The organism is Burkholderia sp. FW306-1C-G01B (genome assembly GCF_058781685.1).
In genome coordinates this window covers 1-17,299 of the sequence record NZ_JBYSWZ010000019.1, presented here as the reverse complement: position 1 = coordinate 17,299, position 17,299 = coordinate 1, and the positions used below count along the sequence as shown (strand labels likewise).

Genomic DNA, 17,299 nt, shown 5'->3' with positions numbered 1-17,299 from the left:
CACCCATTCATCCGTCACATTCGAACAGGGGCAATCCCATGTCTACCGCACACCCGAGCGCCGCCGCTTCCCCCGACGACGCGCTCCACGGCAATCTCTATCGCAAGGTCACGCTGCGCCTGATCACCCTCTTCTGCCTGTGCTACTTCGCGGCCTATCTCGACCGCATCAACATCGGGCTCGCGAAACTCCAGATGCTCGATGCACTGAAGTTCAGCGATACCGTGTACGGGCTCGGCGCCGGCCTGTTCTTCGCCGGTTACATCCTGTTCGAAGTCCCAAGCAACCTGGTGCTGCAGCGCGTCGGCGCGAAGCTGTGGATCGCGCGGATCATGATCACGTGGGGCCTGCTGTCGGGTGCGACGATGTTCGTGCACACGCCGATGCAGTTCTACGTCGTGCGCTTCCTGCTCGGCGCCGCCGAAGCCGGCTTCCTGCCGGGCGTGCTGCTGTACCTGACGCAGTGGTATCCCGATGCGCGCCGCGCGCGGATCGTCGCGCTGTTCATGGTCGGCCTGCCGCTGTCGAGCATGATCGGCAGCCCGATCTCCGGCTGGATCATGCGCGCGTTCGACGGCACGCACGGGCTCGGCGGCTGGCAGTGGCTGTTCCTGCTCGAAGCGCTGCCGTCTGTGCTGCTCGGCTTCGCGGTGCTGCGCTGGCTGCCCAACGGCATCGAATCCGCGCAATGGCTGAACGCGGACGAAAAGCGGGTGCTGCGCACGAATCTCGACGCCGATCCGTCCGGCAACAAGAGCCACGCGCTCGGCAAGGCCTTCTCCGATCCGAAGGTATGGGCGCTCGGCCTGATCGACCTGTGCGTGCTGCTCGGCCTGTATGCGGTGAGCTTCTGGCTGCCGACGATCCTGCGCGACACCGGCGTGAAGGACGCGTATCACATCGGCTGGCTGATGGTGATCCCGAATGCCGCGGCCGTGCTCGCCACGCTGTATTGCGGCGCGAGCTCGGATCGTGTGCGCGAACGCCGCTGGCATATCGTCGTACCGTTCATGGTGTCGGCCGTCGCGCTGGCGATCGCGGCCTCGTCGTCGCACGGCACGCTCGGAACGGTATTGCTGTTTTCGCTGATCAACGCGGGCGCGGCCGCCGCGATGCCAGTCGTCTGGGCGTTGCCGTCCACGTTCCTGAAGGGCTCCGCCGCGGCCGGCGGGATCGCGTTCGCGTGCTCGATCGCGAACCTCGGCGGGTTCGGCAGCACCTACTTCATCGGCTGGCTGCGCGACACGTTTCATTCGCAAAGCGCGGGGCTATATGGCTTCGCCGCGTGCATGCTGGTCGGCTGCGCACTCGCGCTCGCGTATCCGGCAAAGCTCGTGAACCGCTGACGCATCGCGTCGCCTGCCGCAACGCTGCCTTTTTTACACCCGCCCGCGTCAGACTCGTTCGCCGCACGTCCCCTCGTTTCGCGCCCGCGCCGCCACCCCACGCGCACGGGCGCGGGTTTCCCGCCTCCGTCGACCGCGCAGGCACATCGCTTGCACCATCCACGCGCCCGCCTCCCCGGCGGACAGCATCCTTCACCCAACCTGCGCTGCGCACCGCGCGATCCAGCGCGGCGTTCCCGCATCGCCAGCAGGTTTCCTGAACGAGAGGACAACATGAAATCAATACGAACACTGGCGGCCCTGTGCTCCGTCATTTCCGTGCTCGCAGCGTGCGGCGGCGACGGCAACGACGTCGGCACCGAACTCGGCATCTCGAAGCCGCAGGCGCGCTTCATCAACGCGGTACCGGCCGGGCCGAATCTCGACTACTACCTGAACGCGAAGATCGACCAGTCGGGCGTCGCGTACAAGGGCGTGACGCGCTATCACGACATCGACTCGGGCACGCAGACCGCGAGCTACGACATCTCGGGCACGACGACGACCATCGCCGCGCAATCGTTCAGCGCGGCGAATGGCCATCACTACACGACGATCGCGCTGCCGAGCAAATCGTCGGCGATTTCCGTCATCGACGATCCGTACAACAAAGGCCTGCTGTCGGACAAGGCGCGCGTGCGCAGCTTCAATGCGTCGCCGAACGCGCAGAACGTCGACGTATATGTCGTTCCGCCCGGCACCGACATCTCGACGCAAAGCCCGACGCTGGCGGGCGCGGCCTACCAGAACGCGGTACCGGCATCGACGCAGGATTCGATCTACCTCAATGGCGGCAGTTATCAGGTGATCGTCACGACGGCCGGCAGCAAAGCACCTATCCTCAAGACCGCGCCGGTCACCATCAACAACAACGCCGACTGGCTGCTCTTGACGATTCCGTCGGGCGGGATCGGCGACGTGACGCCGAACGACATTCACGTGCTCGTTGCACAGGGCAACGACGCCGATACGTCGGCACAGGAACTGGGCCCGCAGTAAGGGCTCCAAACGGTCGCGGTGGCCGGTGCGGTTGCGCCGGCCGCCGGATGATCTCCAGCCTCGGCGTCAGTCGACCCGCTCGAGACGGATCACATGCTCGGCGCGCGTAACGGTGCCGTGCTCGACAGCGATATCGACATCGCCGACATGGCGCACGCGCCAGCCCGGCCGCGTCGCGATCTGCGGCAGGTTGCCGGACGGGCGGCTCTCGATCCCGCCGAGCCCTTCGTCGGGCGTATCGACCGCGTCGTCGAGCGACGCATTCGAATGGATCACGTTGTCGTGCCACTCCGATGCGCCCGCGGCCGCTTCCATGCCCTTGCCGTCGACGTCGACCGTGTTGTCGGTCATCGCCATGTTCGCGTTGTCGAGCGTGACGATCCGGCCGGCCGCGCGCCGCACGGGGTCGACGCTGTCGACCGCGTGCGCGCCGACGTCGATCGGCGGCAGGCCGGTCGGCATTTTCCCCGCGACCGCCTCCGGCGTCAGCGGGCGCCGCGCCACCTCGGCGGCCTGGGTCGCCGCGTCGGGCATGTCGCCGGCCGCCGGCGTCTTTACCGGGCTCTTCTCGATCTGTTCCCGCTGCTTTTGCGGGTCAGGGTTCGATTCCGCATTCTGCATCGCACCTCCTGTCCGGCCGGCGTGCGCCGGCTCGAGCCGGCGCCGCCGGTCCTGGAATCGCTACAACGGTCCTTGCAAATCTTTCATGCGCACGGCCGCACACACGCGCGCCACCCGGCGCACGTGCGAAGCCCGCACGGCACTCGATCCGCGAACGGCGCACTTGCGCGCGGCTTGCGCGCCGTCCGCCCAGTCGTTCAGCCGCCCGTCAGCCGCCGCTCGCGCCGCCCGGCGCGGAAGCCGCGCCCGGCATGCTCGCGGCGCCTCCGGCCGCTCCGCTGCCCGGCATGCCCGACGGTGCGGTGGACGGCGCGGCCGACATGCCGCTCGTTGCGCTCGACTCGGAACTCGCCCCGCCGCTGTCGCTCTTCTTCTGGCAACCCGCGCCTGCCGCAAGGCCCGCGATCAGGATGCCGGCGAAGACGGCTCGCGATACATGACGAAATGAATATCGCTGCATGACACCTCCGCTGATGTCGATGTGGATGGAACCCGCTGACGAGCAATTCGCATGCCGCGCCCGGCCGCTTCCGCCGACAACATTCCATTCATTTTTCAAATGACGCCCAGCCGAATATTTAATTTCCCATCATCGCGCCGGCCACCCATACTCGCGAACAAATCCGGGACATAAGGTCCACGGCGGCCGGCCGGCGCAGCGTGTACACGCTGCCGGTTTCGCGCCCCGCACATGGAAGGAGACAACGGCGTGCAACTGGAAGCCACTCACCGCCCGGGCCTCGTGCCCGGCGCGGACGACGCCTCGCATCGAATCGACACGGCCACGCGCGACCACGCGCCGAGCCCGAAGCGGATCGTCGGCTGGCCGGGAACCTTCGCAAAATGACGGGCTGCCGGCCGGCTGCCGCGTCGCGCTCGCGCTCGGGCTCTGTGCCGCCGGGAGGCGTATCGGCATGCGGGACCCAATAGACCCGAACGCCCTGCCCCGCGACGCGTCCGCCGCCACGGACGTGCTCGACGTACTGGATGCACGGCTGATGCGCATCCTGCTCGTGCTGCTGACCGAGCGCACCGTGTCGCGTGCGGCCGTGCGCCTGAACATGTCGCAGCCGGCGACGAGCGCCGCGCTCAAGCGCCTGCGCACGCTGCTCGGCGATCCGCTGCTCGTGCGCAGCCGCTACGGGATGGTGCCGACCGAGTTCGGCGCGCGGCTGATCGAACCGCTGCGCAACGCGCTGCGCGTGATCGACTTCATCCGCATCCAGCAGCCGACGTTCGACGCGCGCACGTCGGTGCGCACCTACCGGATCGGCTGCCCCGACTATCTGAACGTGCTGTTCGTGCCGAAGCTCGTCGCGCTGTTCCGCGAGCGCGCGCCGAACGCGCAGTTCGTGTTCCATCCGCTCGGCGACGGCTTCGACGACGAGCGCGCACTCGCCGACGGCGAACTCGACGTCGTGATCGACAATCGCCCGGCCCGCTCGTCGCGGTTCCGGCAGGACGACCTGTTCGACGACCGCGTCGTATGCCTGATGCGCGCGACGCACCCGCTCGCGCGGCGCGGCGCGATGACAACCGCCGATTTCGCGGCAGCGCCGCAGCTGTGCCCGACGCCGTCGTGGCTCGAAGCGTCCGGCGCGATCGATCGGCAGCTCGAACGCGTGGGTCTGCAGCGGCGAATCGTCGTCACGCTGCCGCACTTCGAACTCGCCGCGCATGCGCTCGTGCGCTCCGACATGATCCTGACCACCACGTACCGGCTCGCACGGCACTACGCGAAGCTGCTGCCGCTCGCCGCCGTCGCGCTGCCGGTCGAACCGCCCGATATCGCATACCGGATGACGTGGAACGAATCGGGATCGTGCGCCGAAGGCGTGCGCTGGCTGCGCGGGCTGGTCGCCGAAGCGACGCGCGGCTGGCTCGACGCCGAGGCCGCGCTGCCGGCGGTTGCAGCGGTTGCGGCCGCAACCGTACCGGCGACGCCCGCGCCGGAGCCGCTCCGTCCGCCGCGAGCACGCAAGGCAACGCACTGCCGCGCCTCGTGCCGGCCGCTCGTCGCACGCGCCGCGCGTCATCAGCGCCACACAACGAAATCGCACTGAACCGCGGGATTGCGCGACGCGCATCCGCGCTGCAGACGCAGATCGACTACGTGAAGCAGCACGGCAATACGCGGCAGGCAATGCACCAGCAGGCGGCGCTGGAGAAAATCAGCGCGAATTGCACGGACGCGGGCCGGCTCGCGCGCGCCGTATGTGGCATCAACCGTGGCGCGAGATCATCAAACATGCCTACCTTCCCGCTACGCATCGCGCATCGGTTGCGCAAGCAACTTGTATGCAACGACTGACGTAACGAGCGCGAGCACGCCGCTCACCGTCAGCGCATCGGCAAACCCGCTCGCGAACGCGACGGGCGCCGCCTGTGCGAGCGCGCCGGCCGCCGACGGCGGCACGCGGTCGAGCGCCTGCGCCAGATCGCCGGCCAGCAGGCTCGACATGAACGGCGCGTCGGCGAACGCGCGCAGGCCGGGTGCGGCAGACAGCAGCCGGTCGAGCCGCGCATGCGTGCTCGCCGCCAGCACCGCGCCGAGCACGCCGACGGCCGTCACGATCGCCGAGAAGCGCGTCGTCGTGCTGATGCCCGACGCCATGCCCGTGCGGTCCGGCGGCACGCACGCCATGATCGCCTTCTGCGTATCGCCGTTCATGATCCCTGCGCCGCAACCCGTCACGAACATGCCGATCGCGACGAGCCGGTAGTCGCCGCTGGCGGTCAGCGCCGCGGTCGCGAGGTTGCCCGCGCCGATCAGCGCGAGTCCGCCCGCCAGCACGCCGCCGGACGATGCGCGCGCGGCAAGCGCCGCGCCGAGCGACGGCCCGGCGATCATCGCGAACGCGAACGGCAGCATCCCGAGGCCCGCGTCGATCGCCGACATCCCGAACGCGTTCTGCAGGTACAGCGGCAGGAACGTCATCATCACCTGTGCGCACGCCGCATAGCCGAACATCGCGAGCACGGCGCCGACGAAGCGCGGCTGGCGGAACAGCGCGAGATCGATCATCGGCCGCGCCTGCCAGCGCTCGGCGCCGATGAACGCGGCAAACAGCGCGACGGCGAGCGCGAGTTGGCCGAGCGTCGCGGCCGACAGCCAGCCGTGCGCCGGTGCGCCGATCAGCGCCGCGATCGCGCACGCGAGCGCTGCGCCGAACAGCAGGCTGCCGGCGGCGTCCACGCGTTTCGCGTGCGGATCGCGCGATTCGTCGATCGCGACGCGCGCGCCCACTGCCAGCAGCGCGCAGACGGGCAGGTTCAGCAGGAACACCCAGCGCCAGCCGATCCATTGCGTGATCGCGCCGCCGACGAGCGGCGCGATCGCCGTCGCGATCCCCATGCACATCCCCCAGATCGCCCACGCGCGCGCCCGTTCGCGGCCATCCGGAAAACGATTCGCAATCACCGCGAGCGCGGCCGTCAGCAGCAGCGCGGCGCCGCCGCCCTTCAGCGCGCGCGCGGCGATCAGCCAGCCGGCCGACGGCGCGATGCCGCAGCCGAGCGACGCGAGAAAAAAGAGCGCGAGCCCCGCGCCCAGCATCCGCTTGCGCCCGAAACGGTCGGCGAGCCCGCCGGCCGGCAACAGGCAAGCGGCGAACGCGGTCATGTACGCGCTGACGACCCATTCGATATCGGCGAAGCTCGCATGAAAACTGCGCGCGATGCTCGGCAGCGACACGGCGACGACGTTCGTATCGAGCACGATCAGCGAACAGGTCGCCGACGCAACGGCAAGCGTCGCGGCGGCCGGCATGCGGGCGCCCGCGTGCGCGGCGGCGGTCGCGCGCGACGCCGGTGAGGACTGGGACATCGGCAACTCCTGAGCAGGATGAACGAGCCGTATGCTAGGCTTGCCCGGTATTGCCTGTCATTGATACTCCGATGCTATTTTATTGACGAAAATTGCAATCATGGACCGGCTCGAATTCCGTCACGTGCGCGCATTCCTGAGCGTCGCGCAGCACCTGCATTTCGCCCGCGCGGCCGACGCGCTCGACATGGCGCCGCCCGCGCTCACGCGGCAGGTCCAGGAAGCCGAACGCGTGCTCGGCGTGCGGCTCTTTCACCGGTCGCGCCGCGCGGTCACGCTGAGCGCGGCCGGCGAGGCCTATCTCGCCGAGGCGAGCGCCGCGTTCGAGCACCTGCAGCGCGGCCGCGAACTCGCCGCGCTGGCCGAGCGCGGCGAACTCGGCCGGATCGAGATCGGCTACGTATCGTCCGCCGTCTATTCGGGCACGCTGCAGCGCACGGTCGGCGCGTTCCGCGCCGCACACCCGCGCATCGAGCTGAACCTGCGCGAAGTGCCGATGGACGATGTCGCGAACCAGCTCGACGCGGGCCGGCTCGACCTCGCGTACGTGCGCCCGCCGCTGCCGCTGCCCGGCGGCCTGCGGATCGTCACGCTGCAGCGCGACGTGTTCGTCGCGGCCGTGCCGGCCGATTCGCGCTATGCGTCGATGGCGGCCGTGCGCGCGGCCGACCTCGCCGACGCGCGCTTCGCGGTACCGGAACAGGAGCGCGGCACGCTCGAAGTCGCACGCCGCGGCCGCTTCGCGCCGGTGATCGCCGCGCGGCCGGGCGGCTTGCTCGCAGTGCTCGCGTGCGTGTCCGTGAACGGCTGGGTCGCCGTGATTCCCGATGCGCTGGCCGGTTGCGTGTCGCTGCCGGGCGTCGTGTACCGGCCGATCGCCGGCAAGCCGATCATGTCGGAACTCGCGCTCGCGCACCGGCGGTTCGAAAAGGCGCCGGCGGTGCGGGCGTTCCTGCGCACGGTTTCGTCGGCCGCATAAGCGGCCCGCGCGCGCCGGGCGTCGCGATCGGCCGCCCCGGCCGTCGCCGCGCGAATATGCATTTCACTATTCGATGTTTGTCGGCCGGAAACCGATTCCGTAACCTGCCCGGCAGCCGCGCCGCACGCGCGCGGATCACCGAGGATATGCCGCCGATGAACCCCTCTTCCGCCACGGCACGCCGCCGCGTGCTGCAGTGTCTTGCCGCCTTCGCCGCCGCGCCGCTCGCCGGCAGCATCGCACTGCCCGCCCGCGCGGCCGGCGCCGACCTGTCGGGCGTCACGCTCGTGCTCGGCGACCAGGCCGGCGGCCTGCGCGCGCTGGCCGAAGCCGCACACGTGCTCGACGACACGCCGTACCGGTTCCGCTGGGCCAATTTCCAGGGCGCCGCGCCGCTGTTCGAGGCACAGCGCGCGGGCGCGATCGATCTCGCGCCGGCCGGCGACCTGCCCGTGCTGACGGCCGCGCTCGGCGATCCGTCGCTGCGGATCGTCGCGTCGCGCGTCGGCTCGCCGGCGTCGCTCGGCATCGTCGTGCAGCCCGACTCGCCGGTCCGCACCGTCGCCGACCTGAAAGGGCAAACCGTCGTCGTGTCGTCCGCGCGCGGCAGCATCTCGCAATATCAGCTGTATGGCGCGCTGCGCGAACACGGCCTCGCGCCGCGCGACGTCGACGTGCGTTTCGTGCTGCCCGTCGATGCGTTCGCCGCGTTCGAAGCCAGGCGGATCGGCATCTGGGCGACCTTCGACCCGTACTACGGCCATGCGGTACGACGCGGCGCGCGCATCGTCCGCGACGGCAGCGGCATCAATTCGGGGCTCGCGTTCCTCACGTCGCCGGTCGACACCCTCGACGACCGCGCGAAGCGCGCGGCGCTCGCGGACGTGCTCGCACGGCTGACCCGTGCGGGCCAATGGGCGCTCGCGCACCCGGCCGACTACGCGACCGTCTATGCGTCGCTGACGCGCCTGCCGCCCGACGCGGCCGCCGACATCGCGCGCCGGGCGGCGCTCGCGCAGCGCAGCCTCAGCGGCGCCGACATCGACGTGCTGCAGCGCGTGGCCGATCGCGCGGCGGCGGATGCGATCCTGCCGCGACGCGTCGATGTCGCGTCGATCGCGATCCGGAATCTGTCCGCCGGATAGAAGGCAGGAGGCGCCGAAAGCAACGAGCGCCGGGCGCTGCAACGCGACGGGCTACGCTCGGCACGGTTTCGACATGTCGAGATCCGGCACGTCGTCGCCGAAGGTCGACGCGACGAGCGTGCGCATCGCGGCGATCAGCAGCGTCGGCCCCGACTGGTTGAACGTGCAGCGCCCGCCCGCGGCCGGCACCGCGCGATGCAGCACGGCCCGCCACGCGCCGCGCCCGCCGTCGCGCTCGAACGCGGCGAACGGCAGCCGCTCGACGAGCTGGCCGCCGTCCGTCTCGCGGATCGCCCGGCATGCGCCGCCGACGGCGCAACAGCCCGCCGCGCAACCCGCGCATCGGTATTACGAATCGCCGATTTCTGCCTACAATGATCGTAACGCCTGTCGTCCGGCCTGCGGTGGACGATAACCGGATCCATACGGTGCAGCGCAGGCCGGATCTCTCGGGGGACGCATGCCCACGCACGCCAGAAAGCCGCTGGTCTCGCTCGTCGTGCCGTTTCACGACGAAGACGAAACGATCGACGCATTCTTTGCCGAAACGCTGCCCGTCCTCGAGTCGCTCGACACGGTCCGCTTCGAGATCGTCTGCATCAACGACGGCAGCCGCGATCGCACGCTCGACCGGCTGCTCGAGGTCATGGCCGGCGATCCGCGCGTGCGCGTCGTCGATCTCACGCGCCGCTTCGGCAAGGAGGCCGCGCTCACCGCCGGCCTCGACGAAGCGGCCGGCGCCGCGGTAATCCTGATCGACGCCGACCTGCAGGACCCGCCCGCGTTGATCCCCGCGATGATCGAGCGCTGGCTCGCGGGCGCCGAGGTCGTTGCCGCGAAGCGCACCGACCGGATGTGCGACCCATACCTGCAGCGCGCGGCGGCCGCGCTCTACTACCGCGTGCACAACCGGCTCTCCGAAGTCGAGATGCCGGAGAACGTCGGCGATTTCCGGCTGATGGACCGTCAGGTCGTCGACGCGCTGCGCGCGCTGCCCGAGCGGCGACGCTTCATGAAAGGCCTGTTCGCGTGGGTCGGCTTTCGCACCGCGATCGTCGAATACACGCGCGCGCCGCGCAGCGGCGGCCGGTCGAAGTTCTCCGGATGGAAGCGCTGGAACTTCGCGCTCGAAGGCATCACGAGCTTCAGCACGGTGCCGCTGCGCGTGTGGACCTACGTCGGCCTCACGTTCGCGATGCTCGCGCTCGTCTACGGCGCGTTCATCGTCGTGCGCACGCTGCTGCTCGGCAACCCGGTGCATGGCTACGCGTCGCTGATTTCCGTCGTGCTGTTCATCGGCGGCATCCAGCTGGTCGGCATCGGCGTGATCGGCGAATACCTCGGCCGCATCTATCACGAGTCGAAGCAGCGCCCGGTCTATCTGGTGCGGTGGCGCTACCGCGCCGAACGGGACGCCGCCGCGCATCCGGCGTCGAAACTGCTGCAGTTCCCGCTCAAGCGCGCGCATGCGGCCCACCGCCGGCCGGCGACACCCGCGGGCGCCGGCCACGCCGCCAGGAAAATCTCCGTCAAGTAACCGGCACGCGGCGCATGGACATTCCCCGGCAATCGATGCGCTCGGCGCAGCGCCCCGTCCGCGCGTGGCTGACGCCCCGACGCGTCGTCGCGTACAGCGCGTTCGTGCTCGTGTTCCACGCGCTGTTCCTGGCGATCTGGGCGTACGTGATCCGCTACACGCCCGGCACCGCCATCGCGAGCCCGGGTGCGGACTACTCGGTGTTCTGGTCGGCGTCGTACGTGATGCTGCACGGCGCGCCATGGCAGGCGTACGATTTCCCGACCTTCTCGCGGCTGGCGGCCGCGCTGTTCCCGTATTTCCGCAGCGAAGGCCTCGTCGCCTGGCTGTACCCGCCCACCTACCTGCTGCTCGTGACGCCGTTCGCACTGCTGCCCTTTGCGATCGGCTATCCGCTGTTCGTCGCGTTCGGCATCGTCGTGTTCGGATTCGCTGCGTGGCGTGTGTCGGGCCTCGGCGCGACGCCCGGCGTGCGGCGCGTCGGCGCGTTCGCGCTGGTCGGCGCCCCGTGCGTGTTCGTCACCGCGATGCTCGGGCAGAACGCGTTCCTGACCGCTTCGTGCGCGGCGCTGGCCGTCTACTGGGCCGACCGGCGGCCGATGTGGGCCGGCCTCTGCATCGGCCTGCTGTCGGTCAAGCCGCAGATGGCGCTGCTGTTCCCGTTCGTGCTGGTCGCCGCGCGCGCGTGGCGCACGATCGCATGGGCCGCGCTCGCCACCGCCGCGTTAGGCGCGTTGAGCGTGCTGGTATGCGGCGTCGAGTCGCTGCGCCTGTTCGTCGCCAACACGGGGCTCGCGCGGGCGCTCATTCTCGAGCATGGCGTGATGTTCTGGTTCGCGTCGCCGACGCCGTTCGCGGCGTTTCGCCTCGCCGGCCTGCCGCTCGGCGCCGCGTATGCCGCGCACGCCTGCGTCGCGGCGACCGCGATCGCGGCCGCATGCATCGTGTGGGCGCGCTCGCGCGACACCCGCGTGCGCGCGGCGGTGCTGGCGGCCGCGACGCTCGCGGCGAACCCGTACGTGTGGCATTACGAGCTCGCGTGGCTCGGCGTCGCGATCGCCTGCATGCTGGCGACCGGCTGGCGCGACGGCTGGCTGCGCGGCGAGCAGGCCACGATCGCGCTGATGTGGGCGCTGCCGCTCTACGAATACCTGAACCCGTGGCTGCAGCTGCCGCAGATCGGCCCGGCCGTGACGCTCGCCGCCCTCCTCGCGCTGCTGCGCCGCGCGCGGTCCGGCGCTCACAGCGCGAGCCGCGGCGGCACGTACACGCCGTAGTACGGCCCGACGCCGGTCGCGACGCCGGTCATCTTCACGCCGGCGACGAAGTGGCCCTGGATGTACTTGTACGTGCCCCCGAGCGACACGTCGATGTGGAACGCCGCGAACGCGACGATCGGCACGTAGGTGCTGGTCGACGTCTGCGTGACGACCGGCAGCACCACGGTCGTGCCGATCGGCACCGACGTGTAGAGCGTCGCCTTCACGCCGGTCGCGAGGTAGATGCTGTCGCCGATATTGAGCGTCGTCGGGTTGCCGGTCACCATCAGCCCGCCCATCGTCGTCGTGTCGGTCGCCGTCGACTGGAACGACGTCCACTGCCCGCCCATGCACAGCGTGCCGTACGTCTGGCCGTTCGTGATCGAGAACTCGTATGGCTGGCCCGTCAGCGGATTGATCAGCGGCTGGTTGGTCGCCGCGTTCCAGTACTGGTTGTACACGCACTGGTCGATCGCGACCGGAAACAGTCCGCCGGCCGCCACCCCGCCCGGCGCGGCCAGCACCGCCACCGCGGTCGCGCTGCCGGACGCGCCGGGAATCCCCAGCAGCCCGCCGAGCAGCAGCGGAATCGAGCCGCCGTTCACGCCCGGCGCGCGCGTCACGGTGACCTGCACGGCCGGCACGTCGTACGCGCCGGGCGTGATGGTCGTCGCCTGCATGGATGCGGGGCTGCGCGTCACGTTCCAGTAGCCGGTGGTCACCGTGCCGGTCGACAGCGCGGCGCCGGCCGCCGAGTTCTGCGCGATCACGCCGTTTGCCGCCGGCGCGGCCTGCGACCAGTTCAGCGCGCCGCCGCTCGGCGACATCATCGCGTCGGCCCCCGCGAGCGCGGCCGCGTCGGCGGCGTTCTGCAACTGGTTGCGCACCGTGGCCACCCACGCGACGTCGATCGCCAGCGCGCCGAACGACAGCAGCGGAATCAGGAACAGCAGGAAGAACAGCGCGATCGAGCCGCGCTGCCGCGCGGGGCCGGGAGCGCGCGTGTCGCCCGCGTCATTCATAAAGCATCACCGAGGTGGCCGAGACCGTCACCGGGCCGGTCAGCGCGCTGAACGCGGAACCCAGCACCAGCCCCGAATACGTGTAGGTCACCGTCACCGTCAGCGCGGTGCCCGACGTCGTGCCGTTCGCCTGGGTCACGGTCACGGCCGGCGTCGTCGGTGTGCCGCCGGTGATCAAGCTGTTCTGCATGTAGGTCTGCGCGACGTTGGCGATCTGCGTCGTGGTCAGCATCGGCACGCGCAGCATGACGCCGGCGCGCGCGGCCTCGCGGCTCGCGTTCGTGATGACGGCCTTGTCGCACAGGATCAGGCTCGTGTCGATGATCCCGATCAGCACCATCAGCAGGAACGGCAGCATCAGCACGAACTCGAGGGACACGACGCCGCGCGCGCGGCGGGCGCCCGTCGCCCCGCGTGTCATTTTGCGGCCCCCGCTCCCGGCGGCGCGACGCCCGACTCCAGCGCCGCGCCCGACAGCGGCGGCGCGCCGCCGGCAGCCCCGCGCGACGCGAGCCGCGCGCGCACCGCCTGGTAGAAGCGCAGGTTGTCGGCCACCGCCGACGCGGGCAGGTCCGCGGACAGCAGCTTCTTCGCCGAATCGGTGTTGCCGAGCACGCCATACGCGAACGCGAGGTTCTGGCGCGCCTGCCACGGCGCATCGGGCAGCCCCGCGACGTCGAGCAGCACGTTCACGCCCTCGCGCGGCCGGTTGCTCAGCACGAGCGACAGCCCGAGGTCGATGCGCAGCCCCTGCGCGTCCGGGTGCGCGCGCAGCGCGTCGCGATACACGGCCTGCGCATCCGCATGGCGCCCCTGCAGGTCGAGCACGGTGCCGAGCCCTTCCGCCGCGAGCGGATGGTTCGGCTGCGCGGCCAGCAGGTCGCGATAGCGCAGCGCGGCTTCGTCGAGCCGGCGCTGCCGCAACGCGACGCGCGCGAGCCCGAGCCGCGGGCCGAGCTCCGCGGGCGACTGCCGCTGCGCTTCGTCGTAGAGGATCCGCGCGCGCTCCAGGTTGCCGGTGCGATAGTTGACGTCGCCGAGCCCCAGCCGCGCCGCGAGCGAATCGGGATGCTTCGCGAGCACCTTCTCGTACAGCGTCGACGCGAGATCGACGTTGCCGCCCGCGAGCGCGCTGTCCGCGATGCGCAGTTCGGCCTGCGGGTCGTCGCTCTTGTGGGACAGCACCGGCCGCGTCTGGACGCCCGGCGCGCCGCAGCCGCCGGCCAGCACCGGCAGCACGGCCGCGAGCGCGAACATGCGTACGACGGATCGTGTCATTTGAATACCTCGAGCAGGCGGATCGCCGCCGGGCCCGCCGCGATCAGGCCGACCGTCGGCAGGATGAACAGCATCATCGGCAGCGTGATCTTCGGCGCGAGCTTCGCGGCCTTTTCCTCGAGCGCGACGATCTGCTCGGTGCGCTCGCTGCGCGACAGGGTCCGCAGCGACTGCGTGATCGGCGTGCCGAACCGCTGCGACTGCGTGAGCGTCGTCGCGAGCGAGCGCGCCGACGCGAAATCGACGCGCGTCGCGAAATGCGTGAGCGTCGCGGATACGTTGCCGCTCAGCGTGAGTTCGTCCGCGCACACCGTCAGCTCGTCGGCGAGCGGCGGGCAGATGCGCGCCAGTTCGTGCGCGACGCGCCGGATGCCCGAAGCGAGACTGTTGCCGGCCATCGTGCAGATCACGAGCAGGTCGAGCGCGTCCGGAAAGCACGCGGCGATGATCCGCCGCCGCCGCCGGATCATCGCGCCGAGCACGTACTCGGGCACGATCACGCCGATCACGAACGCAGCGACCATCGCCAGCGCGCGGATCACGAAGTATTCGCCGAGCCGTGGAATGTACGGGCTGAACACGATGGCGACGCCCGCGAACAGCACGCCGCAGCTCAGCTTGATGCCGATCATCGACGACACCGCGCGGCGGTCGCGAAAGCCCGCGCGCGCCAATTGCAGGCCGAGCTTCACGCGCTGCATCGGGTCGAGCACCGGCAGCCGCTCGCCGAGCTGCGCGAGCCGGCGCGTCAGGCCCTGGCGGACCTCGCCCGGCTGCAGCCGCCCCGCCGCGAGCGACGGCGCGCGCTGCCCGGCCGCCTGCTGCACGCGCATGGCGATGCGCCGGCGCGTGCCGCCGCCGGGCGTGACGAGCGCCACGCCGACGCAGGCGAGCAACAGCAGCAGTTCGAGGCCGCGGGCGGCCAGCATCGACATCGTCATCGCGCGGTATCCAGTCTCGAGATCTTGCGGATCGCCAGCAGCCCGACCGTCAGCAGCCCGGCGGCGATCGTCAGCATCGTGTTGCCGGCGTGCGTCGTGAACAGCAGCATTACATATGGGCGGTTCACGAGGAACAGCGCGCCGATCATCACGAACGGCACCGCCGAAATGATCTTCGTCGTGATCCGCCCTTCGGCGGTCAGCGCGCGGGTCTTCAGGCGGATGTCGCGGCGCGTGCGGATGATGCTCGACAATTCGTCGAGCGTCTCGCCGAGGCTGCCGCCGGTTTCGCGCTGCAGCAGCAGGTAGACGGTGAAGAACGAGAAGTCCGCGATCATCAGCCGGTCCGCCGCCTGCGTGAGCACGTCCTTGAGATCCGCGCCGACCCGCAGGCTGTCGCCCATCGTGCGGAACGTCGAGCGCACCGGCTCGGCCGCGCCGTCGCCGACCGTGCTGATCGCCTGCGTGACCGGAATGCCCGCGCGCACGGCCCGCACGATCAGGTCGATCGCGTCCGGGAATGCTTCGAGAAAACGGATCCGGAAGCGCTCGACCAGCGAGCGGTAGCTGGCGCGCATCGCGAGCAGCGGCAGCCCGATGCAGATCAGCGGACGCAGGATGTCCGGCGGCCCGATCAGCTTCACCGCGACGATCGCCGCGATTGCGCCGGCGATCGTGCTGGCCACGACGATCCGCACGCCGCCTTCGCCGCCGACCGCGCGCACGCGCGTCAGGTGGCGCCGCAGCCACGTGCGCGCGCGGCCCTGCCGGCGTTCGAGGTTGAACAGCGCGACGCCGGAGCCGGCGGACGCGCCCGCATCGCGGCCCGCGAGCAACGGCGACAGGTGCCGCATCCGCTCGCGAATGCGCTGCGCCGGCGTGCGGCGCGCGCGATCGAGCAGCGACGACAGCGCGAGCCCGATCGCGAGGATCACGACGAACGCGCCTAACGCGAACAGGTCGGCGGCCCTCATTGGCGGAACACCTCGGCGAGCGCGTCCTCGACGCCGTAATATGCGGCGCGCGGCGCGAATGCCGGCCGCAGCGACGACGCGTCGAACACGCCCTTGACCGCGTCGCGCGTCGTGTCGCCTTCCTGGCGGAACGCGAACAGGTCCTGCGTGATGACCACCTCGCCCTCCATCCCGACGATCTCGGTGATCCGCGTAACGCGCCGCACGCCGTCGCGCATCCGCTCGACCTGCACGAACAGGTGCACGGCGCTGGCGATCTGGCGCCGGATCGACAGCAGCTGCAGGTTCGCGTTCGCCATCATGACCATGCTCTCGAGCCGGCTGATCGCGTCGCGCGGCGAGTTCGCGTGGATCGTCGTCATCGAGCCGTCGTGGCCGGTGTTCATCGCCTGCAGCACGTCGAACGCCTCCGGGCCGCGAATCTCGCCGAGGATGATGCGATCGGGCCGCATCCGCAGCGCGTTGCGCACGAGGTCGCGCTGCGAGATTCCACCGAGCCCCTCGGTATTCTCCGGCCGCGTTTCGAGGCTGACGACGTGCGGCTGCTGCAGTTGCAGCTCGGCGGCGTCCTCGATCGTCACGATCCGTTCGTGCTGCTCGATGTGCTGCGACAACGCGTTGAGCAGCGTCGTCTTGCCCGAGCCGGTGCCGCCCGAGATCACGATGTTCAGCCGGCACAAACACGCCACCTTCAGCACCTGCAGCATCGGATGCGAGATGTTGCCCTGATGCACCATCCGCGCGAGCGTGATGTCGCGCTTCGCGAACTTGCGGATCGAGATCGACGGGCCGCGCATCGCGATCGGCGGCAGCACGACGTTCACGCGGCTGCCGTCGGCGAGGCGCGCGTCGACCATCGGGCTGCTCTCGTCGACGCGCCGGCCCACCGCCGCCGCGATCCGCTGCGCGACGCTCGTCACGTGCGCGTCGTCGCGAAATTTCAGCGACGTGAGCTCGAGCCGGCCCGCGCGCTCGACGTAGACCTGGTCGGGCCCGTTGACGAGGATGTCGGTGACCGTCTCGTCGGCGAGCAGCGGCTCGATCGGGCCGACGCCGAACATGTCGTTCAGGATCGCGTCGACGATCAGCACCTGCTCGCCGGCCGTGATCTTCAGGCGCTCGCGCTCGACCGTGTGCGCCGCCACCTGCTCGATGCCCGCGCGCACTTCGTCGCGCGTCTTCATCAGCGCCGCCGACATGTTCATCGACGCAAACACCGCGGTGCGGATCGCGTCGAACTTGCCGGAGCGGATCAGCGCCTCGTGGGTGTCGGCGGCCGCGGGCGTGCGGGTTGGCGGCGGCGCGGGCGCGGACGCGACCGCCGGCGCCGGCG

General features: G+C 70.4%; 18 protein-coding genes and 1 pseudogene. 9 read left to right on the top strand and 10 right to left on the bottom strand.

Going from position 1 to position 17,299, the window contains the following annotated elements; genetic code table 11:
* Positions 1–38 precede the first annotated feature (38 nt).
* Positions 39–1,346 carry an MFS transporter gene (locus tag AC3WLY_RS30290; RefSeq protein WP_175958801.1) on the top strand — a complete coding sequence of 436 codons (1,308 nt, stop codon included), beginning with the start codon at positions 39–41 and terminating at the stop codon, positions 1,344–1,346.
* Between the two features lie 273 nt (positions 1,347–1,619).
* The gene (locus tag AC3WLY_RS30285; RefSeq protein WP_492309359.1) at positions 1,620–2,384 is read left to right on the top strand and encodes a DUF4397 domain-containing protein; all 765 of its coding nucleotides are present in this window, start codon (positions 1,620–1,622) and stop codon (positions 2,382–2,384) included.
* 66 nt (positions 2,385–2,450) lie between these two features.
* Here AC3WLY_RS30285 and AC3WLY_RS30280 read toward each other — a convergent pair whose 3' ends face one another.
* A complete protein-coding gene (locus AC3WLY_RS30280; RefSeq protein ID WP_492309358.1) occupies positions 2,451–3,005 on the bottom strand; it encodes a DUF3005 domain-containing protein in 555 nt (184 codons plus the stop codon).
* 208 nt (positions 3,006–3,213) lie between these two features.
* Positions 3,214–3,465 carry a hypothetical protein gene (locus AC3WLY_RS30275; protein ID WP_175958798.1) on the bottom strand — a complete coding sequence of 84 codons (252 nt, stop codon included), beginning with the start codon at positions 3,463–3,465 and terminating at the stop codon, positions 3,214–3,216.
* Between the two features lie 231 nt (positions 3,466–3,696).
* On the opposite strand from AC3WLY_RS30275, the gene AC3WLY_RS30270 reads away from it, so the two are divergent.
* The 3 genes from AC3WLY_RS30270 to AC3WLY_RS30260 all read left to right on the top strand — a co-directional run bounded on the left by AC3WLY_RS30270 (position 3,697) and on the right by AC3WLY_RS30260 (position 5,316).
* Positions 3,697–3,852 carry a hypothetical protein gene (locus AC3WLY_RS30270; protein WP_492309357.1) on the top strand — a complete coding sequence of 52 codons (156 nt, stop codon included), beginning with the start codon at positions 3,697–3,699 and terminating at the stop codon, positions 3,850–3,852.
* Between the two features lie 67 nt (positions 3,853–3,919).
* Complete coding sequence (locus tag AC3WLY_RS30265) at positions 3,920–5,068, top strand: LysR family transcriptional regulator (protein WP_492309356.1); 1,149 nt, start codon at positions 3,920–3,922, stop codon at positions 5,066–5,068.
* Entirely contained in the window at positions 5,008–5,316 is a 309-nt protein-coding gene (locus tag AC3WLY_RS30260) for a DUF1090 family protein (RefSeq protein ID WP_492309355.1), read from the top strand. The genes AC3WLY_RS30265 and AC3WLY_RS30260 overlap by 61 nt, the downstream gene beginning before the upstream one ends.
* Here AC3WLY_RS30260 and AC3WLY_RS30255 read toward each other — a convergent pair.
* Positions 5,269–6,831, bottom strand: a complete 1,563-nt coding sequence (locus AC3WLY_RS30255; protein WP_175958796.1) for an MFS transporter — start codon at positions 6,829–6,831, stop codon at positions 5,269–5,271. The two genes, AC3WLY_RS30260 and AC3WLY_RS30255, sit on opposite strands and share 48 nt — an antisense overlap.
* 100 nt (positions 6,832–6,931) lie before the next feature.
* On the opposite strand from AC3WLY_RS30255, the gene AC3WLY_RS30250 reads away from it, so the two are divergent.
* Together AC3WLY_RS30250 and AC3WLY_RS30245 are read left to right on the top strand one after the other, a co-directional pair.
* Positions 6,932–7,810: a LysR family transcriptional regulator gene (locus AC3WLY_RS30250; protein ID WP_492309354.1), complete on the top strand. Its 879-nt coding sequence runs from the start codon at positions 6,932–6,934 to the stop codon at positions 7,808–7,810.
* 155 nt (positions 7,811–7,965) lie between these two features.
* Positions 7,966–8,955, top strand: coding sequence for an ABC transporter substrate-binding protein (locus tag AC3WLY_RS30245; RefSeq protein ID WP_492309353.1), 990 nt, complete (start codon positions 7,966–7,968; stop codon positions 8,953–8,955).
* Between the two features lie 51 nt (positions 8,956–9,006).
* Here AC3WLY_RS30245 and AC3WLY_RS30240 read toward each other — a convergent pair.
* A pseudogene (locus AC3WLY_RS30240) lies at positions 9,007–9,234 on the bottom strand (phage protein NinX family protein); the annotation flags it as partial.
* A 181-nt stretch (positions 9,235–9,415) separates the two neighbouring features.
* On the opposite strand from AC3WLY_RS30240, the gene AC3WLY_RS30235 reads away from it, so the two are divergent.
* Together AC3WLY_RS30235 and AC3WLY_RS30230 are read left to right on the top strand one after the other, a co-directional pair.
* On the top strand, positions 9,416–10,492 hold the full coding sequence (locus AC3WLY_RS30235) for a glycosyltransferase family 2 protein (protein WP_492309352.1): 1,077 nt from the start codon (positions 9,416–9,418) through the stop codon (positions 10,490–10,492).
* A gap of 14 nt (positions 10,493–10,506) precedes the next feature.
* Positions 10,507–11,769, top strand: a complete 1,263-nt coding sequence (locus AC3WLY_RS30230) for a glycosyltransferase family 87 protein (RefSeq protein WP_492309351.1) — start codon at positions 10,507–10,509, stop codon at positions 11,767–11,769.
* Here the strand turns inward: AC3WLY_RS30230 and AC3WLY_RS30225 are convergent.
* The 6 genes from AC3WLY_RS30225 to AC3WLY_RS30200 form a co-directional block, all read right to left on the bottom strand.
* A complete protein-coding gene (locus AC3WLY_RS30225; protein ID WP_175958791.1) occupies positions 11,733–12,773 on the bottom strand; it encodes a TadG family pilus assembly protein in 1,041 nt (346 codons plus the stop codon). The genes AC3WLY_RS30230 and AC3WLY_RS30225 overlap by 37 nt on opposite strands.
* A complete protein-coding gene (locus AC3WLY_RS30220; protein ID WP_310140261.1) occupies positions 12,766–13,194 on the bottom strand; it encodes a TadE/TadG family type IV pilus assembly protein in 429 nt (142 codons plus the stop codon). Before AC3WLY_RS30220 ends, AC3WLY_RS30225 begins: the two co-directional genes overlap by 8 nt.
* Positions 13,191–14,051, bottom strand: a complete 861-nt coding sequence (locus AC3WLY_RS30215; RefSeq protein ID WP_492309350.1) for a tetratricopeptide repeat protein — start codon at positions 14,049–14,051, stop codon at positions 13,191–13,193. The genes AC3WLY_RS30220 and AC3WLY_RS30215 overlap by 4 nt, the downstream gene beginning before the upstream one ends.
* Entirely contained in the window at positions 14,048–14,992 is a 945-nt protein-coding gene (locus tag AC3WLY_RS30210; RefSeq protein WP_175958788.1) for a type II secretion system F family protein, read from the bottom strand. The genes AC3WLY_RS30215 and AC3WLY_RS30210 overlap by 4 nt, the downstream gene beginning before the upstream one ends.
* Positions 14,989–15,966 carry a type II secretion system F family protein gene (locus tag AC3WLY_RS30205; RefSeq protein ID WP_492309349.1) on the bottom strand — a complete coding sequence of 326 codons (978 nt, stop codon included), beginning with the start codon at positions 15,964–15,966 and terminating at the stop codon, positions 14,989–14,991. Before AC3WLY_RS30205 ends, AC3WLY_RS30210 begins: the two co-directional genes overlap by 4 nt.
* A partial coding sequence (locus tag AC3WLY_RS30200) for a TadA family conjugal transfer-associated ATPase (protein WP_492332741.1) occupies positions 15,963–17,299 on the bottom strand: 1,337 nt, incomplete at its 5' end. The genes AC3WLY_RS30200 and AC3WLY_RS30205, both read right to left, overlap by 4 nt.

Excerpts from the sequence above, each read along its gene's own strand:
- AC3WLY_RS30290 (WP_175958801.1), top strand. The coding sequence starts at position 39 with ATGTCTACCGCACACCCGAGCGCCGCCGCTTCCCCCGACGACGCGCTC.
- AC3WLY_RS30285 (WP_492309359.1), top strand. The coding sequence starts at position 1,620 with ATGAAATCAATACGAACACTGGCGGCCCTGTGCTCCGTCATTTCCGTG.
- AC3WLY_RS30280 (WP_492309358.1), bottom strand. The coding sequence starts at position 3,005 with ATGCAGAATGCGGAATCGAACCCTGACCCGCAAAAGCAGCGGGAACAG.
- AC3WLY_RS30275 (WP_175958798.1), bottom strand. The coding sequence starts at position 3,465 with ATGCAGCGATATTCATTTCGTCATGTATCGCGAGCCGTCTTCGCCGGC.
- AC3WLY_RS30270 (WP_492309357.1), top strand. The coding sequence starts at position 3,697 with ATGGAAGGAGACAACGGCGTGCAACTGGAAGCCACTCACCGCCCGGGC.
- AC3WLY_RS30265 (WP_492309356.1), top strand. The coding sequence starts at position 3,920 with ATGCGGGACCCAATAGACCCGAACGCCCTGCCCCGCGACGCGTCCGCC.
- AC3WLY_RS30255 (WP_175958796.1), bottom strand. The coding sequence starts at position 6,831 with ATGTCCCAGTCCTCACCGGCGTCGCGCGCGACCGCCGCCGCGCACGCG.
- AC3WLY_RS30250 (WP_492309354.1), top strand. The coding sequence starts at position 6,932 with ATGGACCGGCTCGAATTCCGTCACGTGCGCGCATTCCTGAGCGTCGCG.
- AC3WLY_RS30245 (WP_492309353.1), top strand. The coding sequence starts at position 7,966 with ATGAACCCCTCTTCCGCCACGGCACGCCGCCGCGTGCTGCAGTGTCTT.
- AC3WLY_RS30235 (WP_492309352.1), top strand. The coding sequence starts at position 9,416 with ATGCCCACGCACGCCAGAAAGCCGCTGGTCTCGCTCGTCGTGCCGTTT.
- AC3WLY_RS30230 (WP_492309351.1), top strand. The coding sequence starts at position 10,507 with ATGGACATTCCCCGGCAATCGATGCGCTCGGCGCAGCGCCCCGTCCGC.
- AC3WLY_RS30225 (WP_175958791.1), bottom strand. The coding sequence starts at position 12,773 with ATGAATGACGCGGGCGACACGCGCGCTCCCGGCCCCGCGCGGCAGCGC.
- AC3WLY_RS30220 (WP_310140261.1), bottom strand. The coding sequence starts at position 13,194 with ATGACACGCGGGGCGACGGGCGCCCGCCGCGCGCGCGGCGTCGTGTCC.
- AC3WLY_RS30215 (WP_492309350.1), bottom strand. The coding sequence starts at position 14,051 with ATGACACGATCCGTCGTACGCATGTTCGCGCTCGCGGCCGTGCTGCCG.
- AC3WLY_RS30210 (WP_175958788.1), bottom strand. The coding sequence starts at position 14,992 with ATGACGATGTCGATGCTGGCCGCCCGCGGCCTCGAACTGCTGCTGTTG.
- AC3WLY_RS30205 (WP_492309349.1), bottom strand. The coding sequence starts at position 15,966 with ATGAGGGCCGCCGACCTGTTCGCGTTAGGCGCGTTCGTCGTGATCCTC.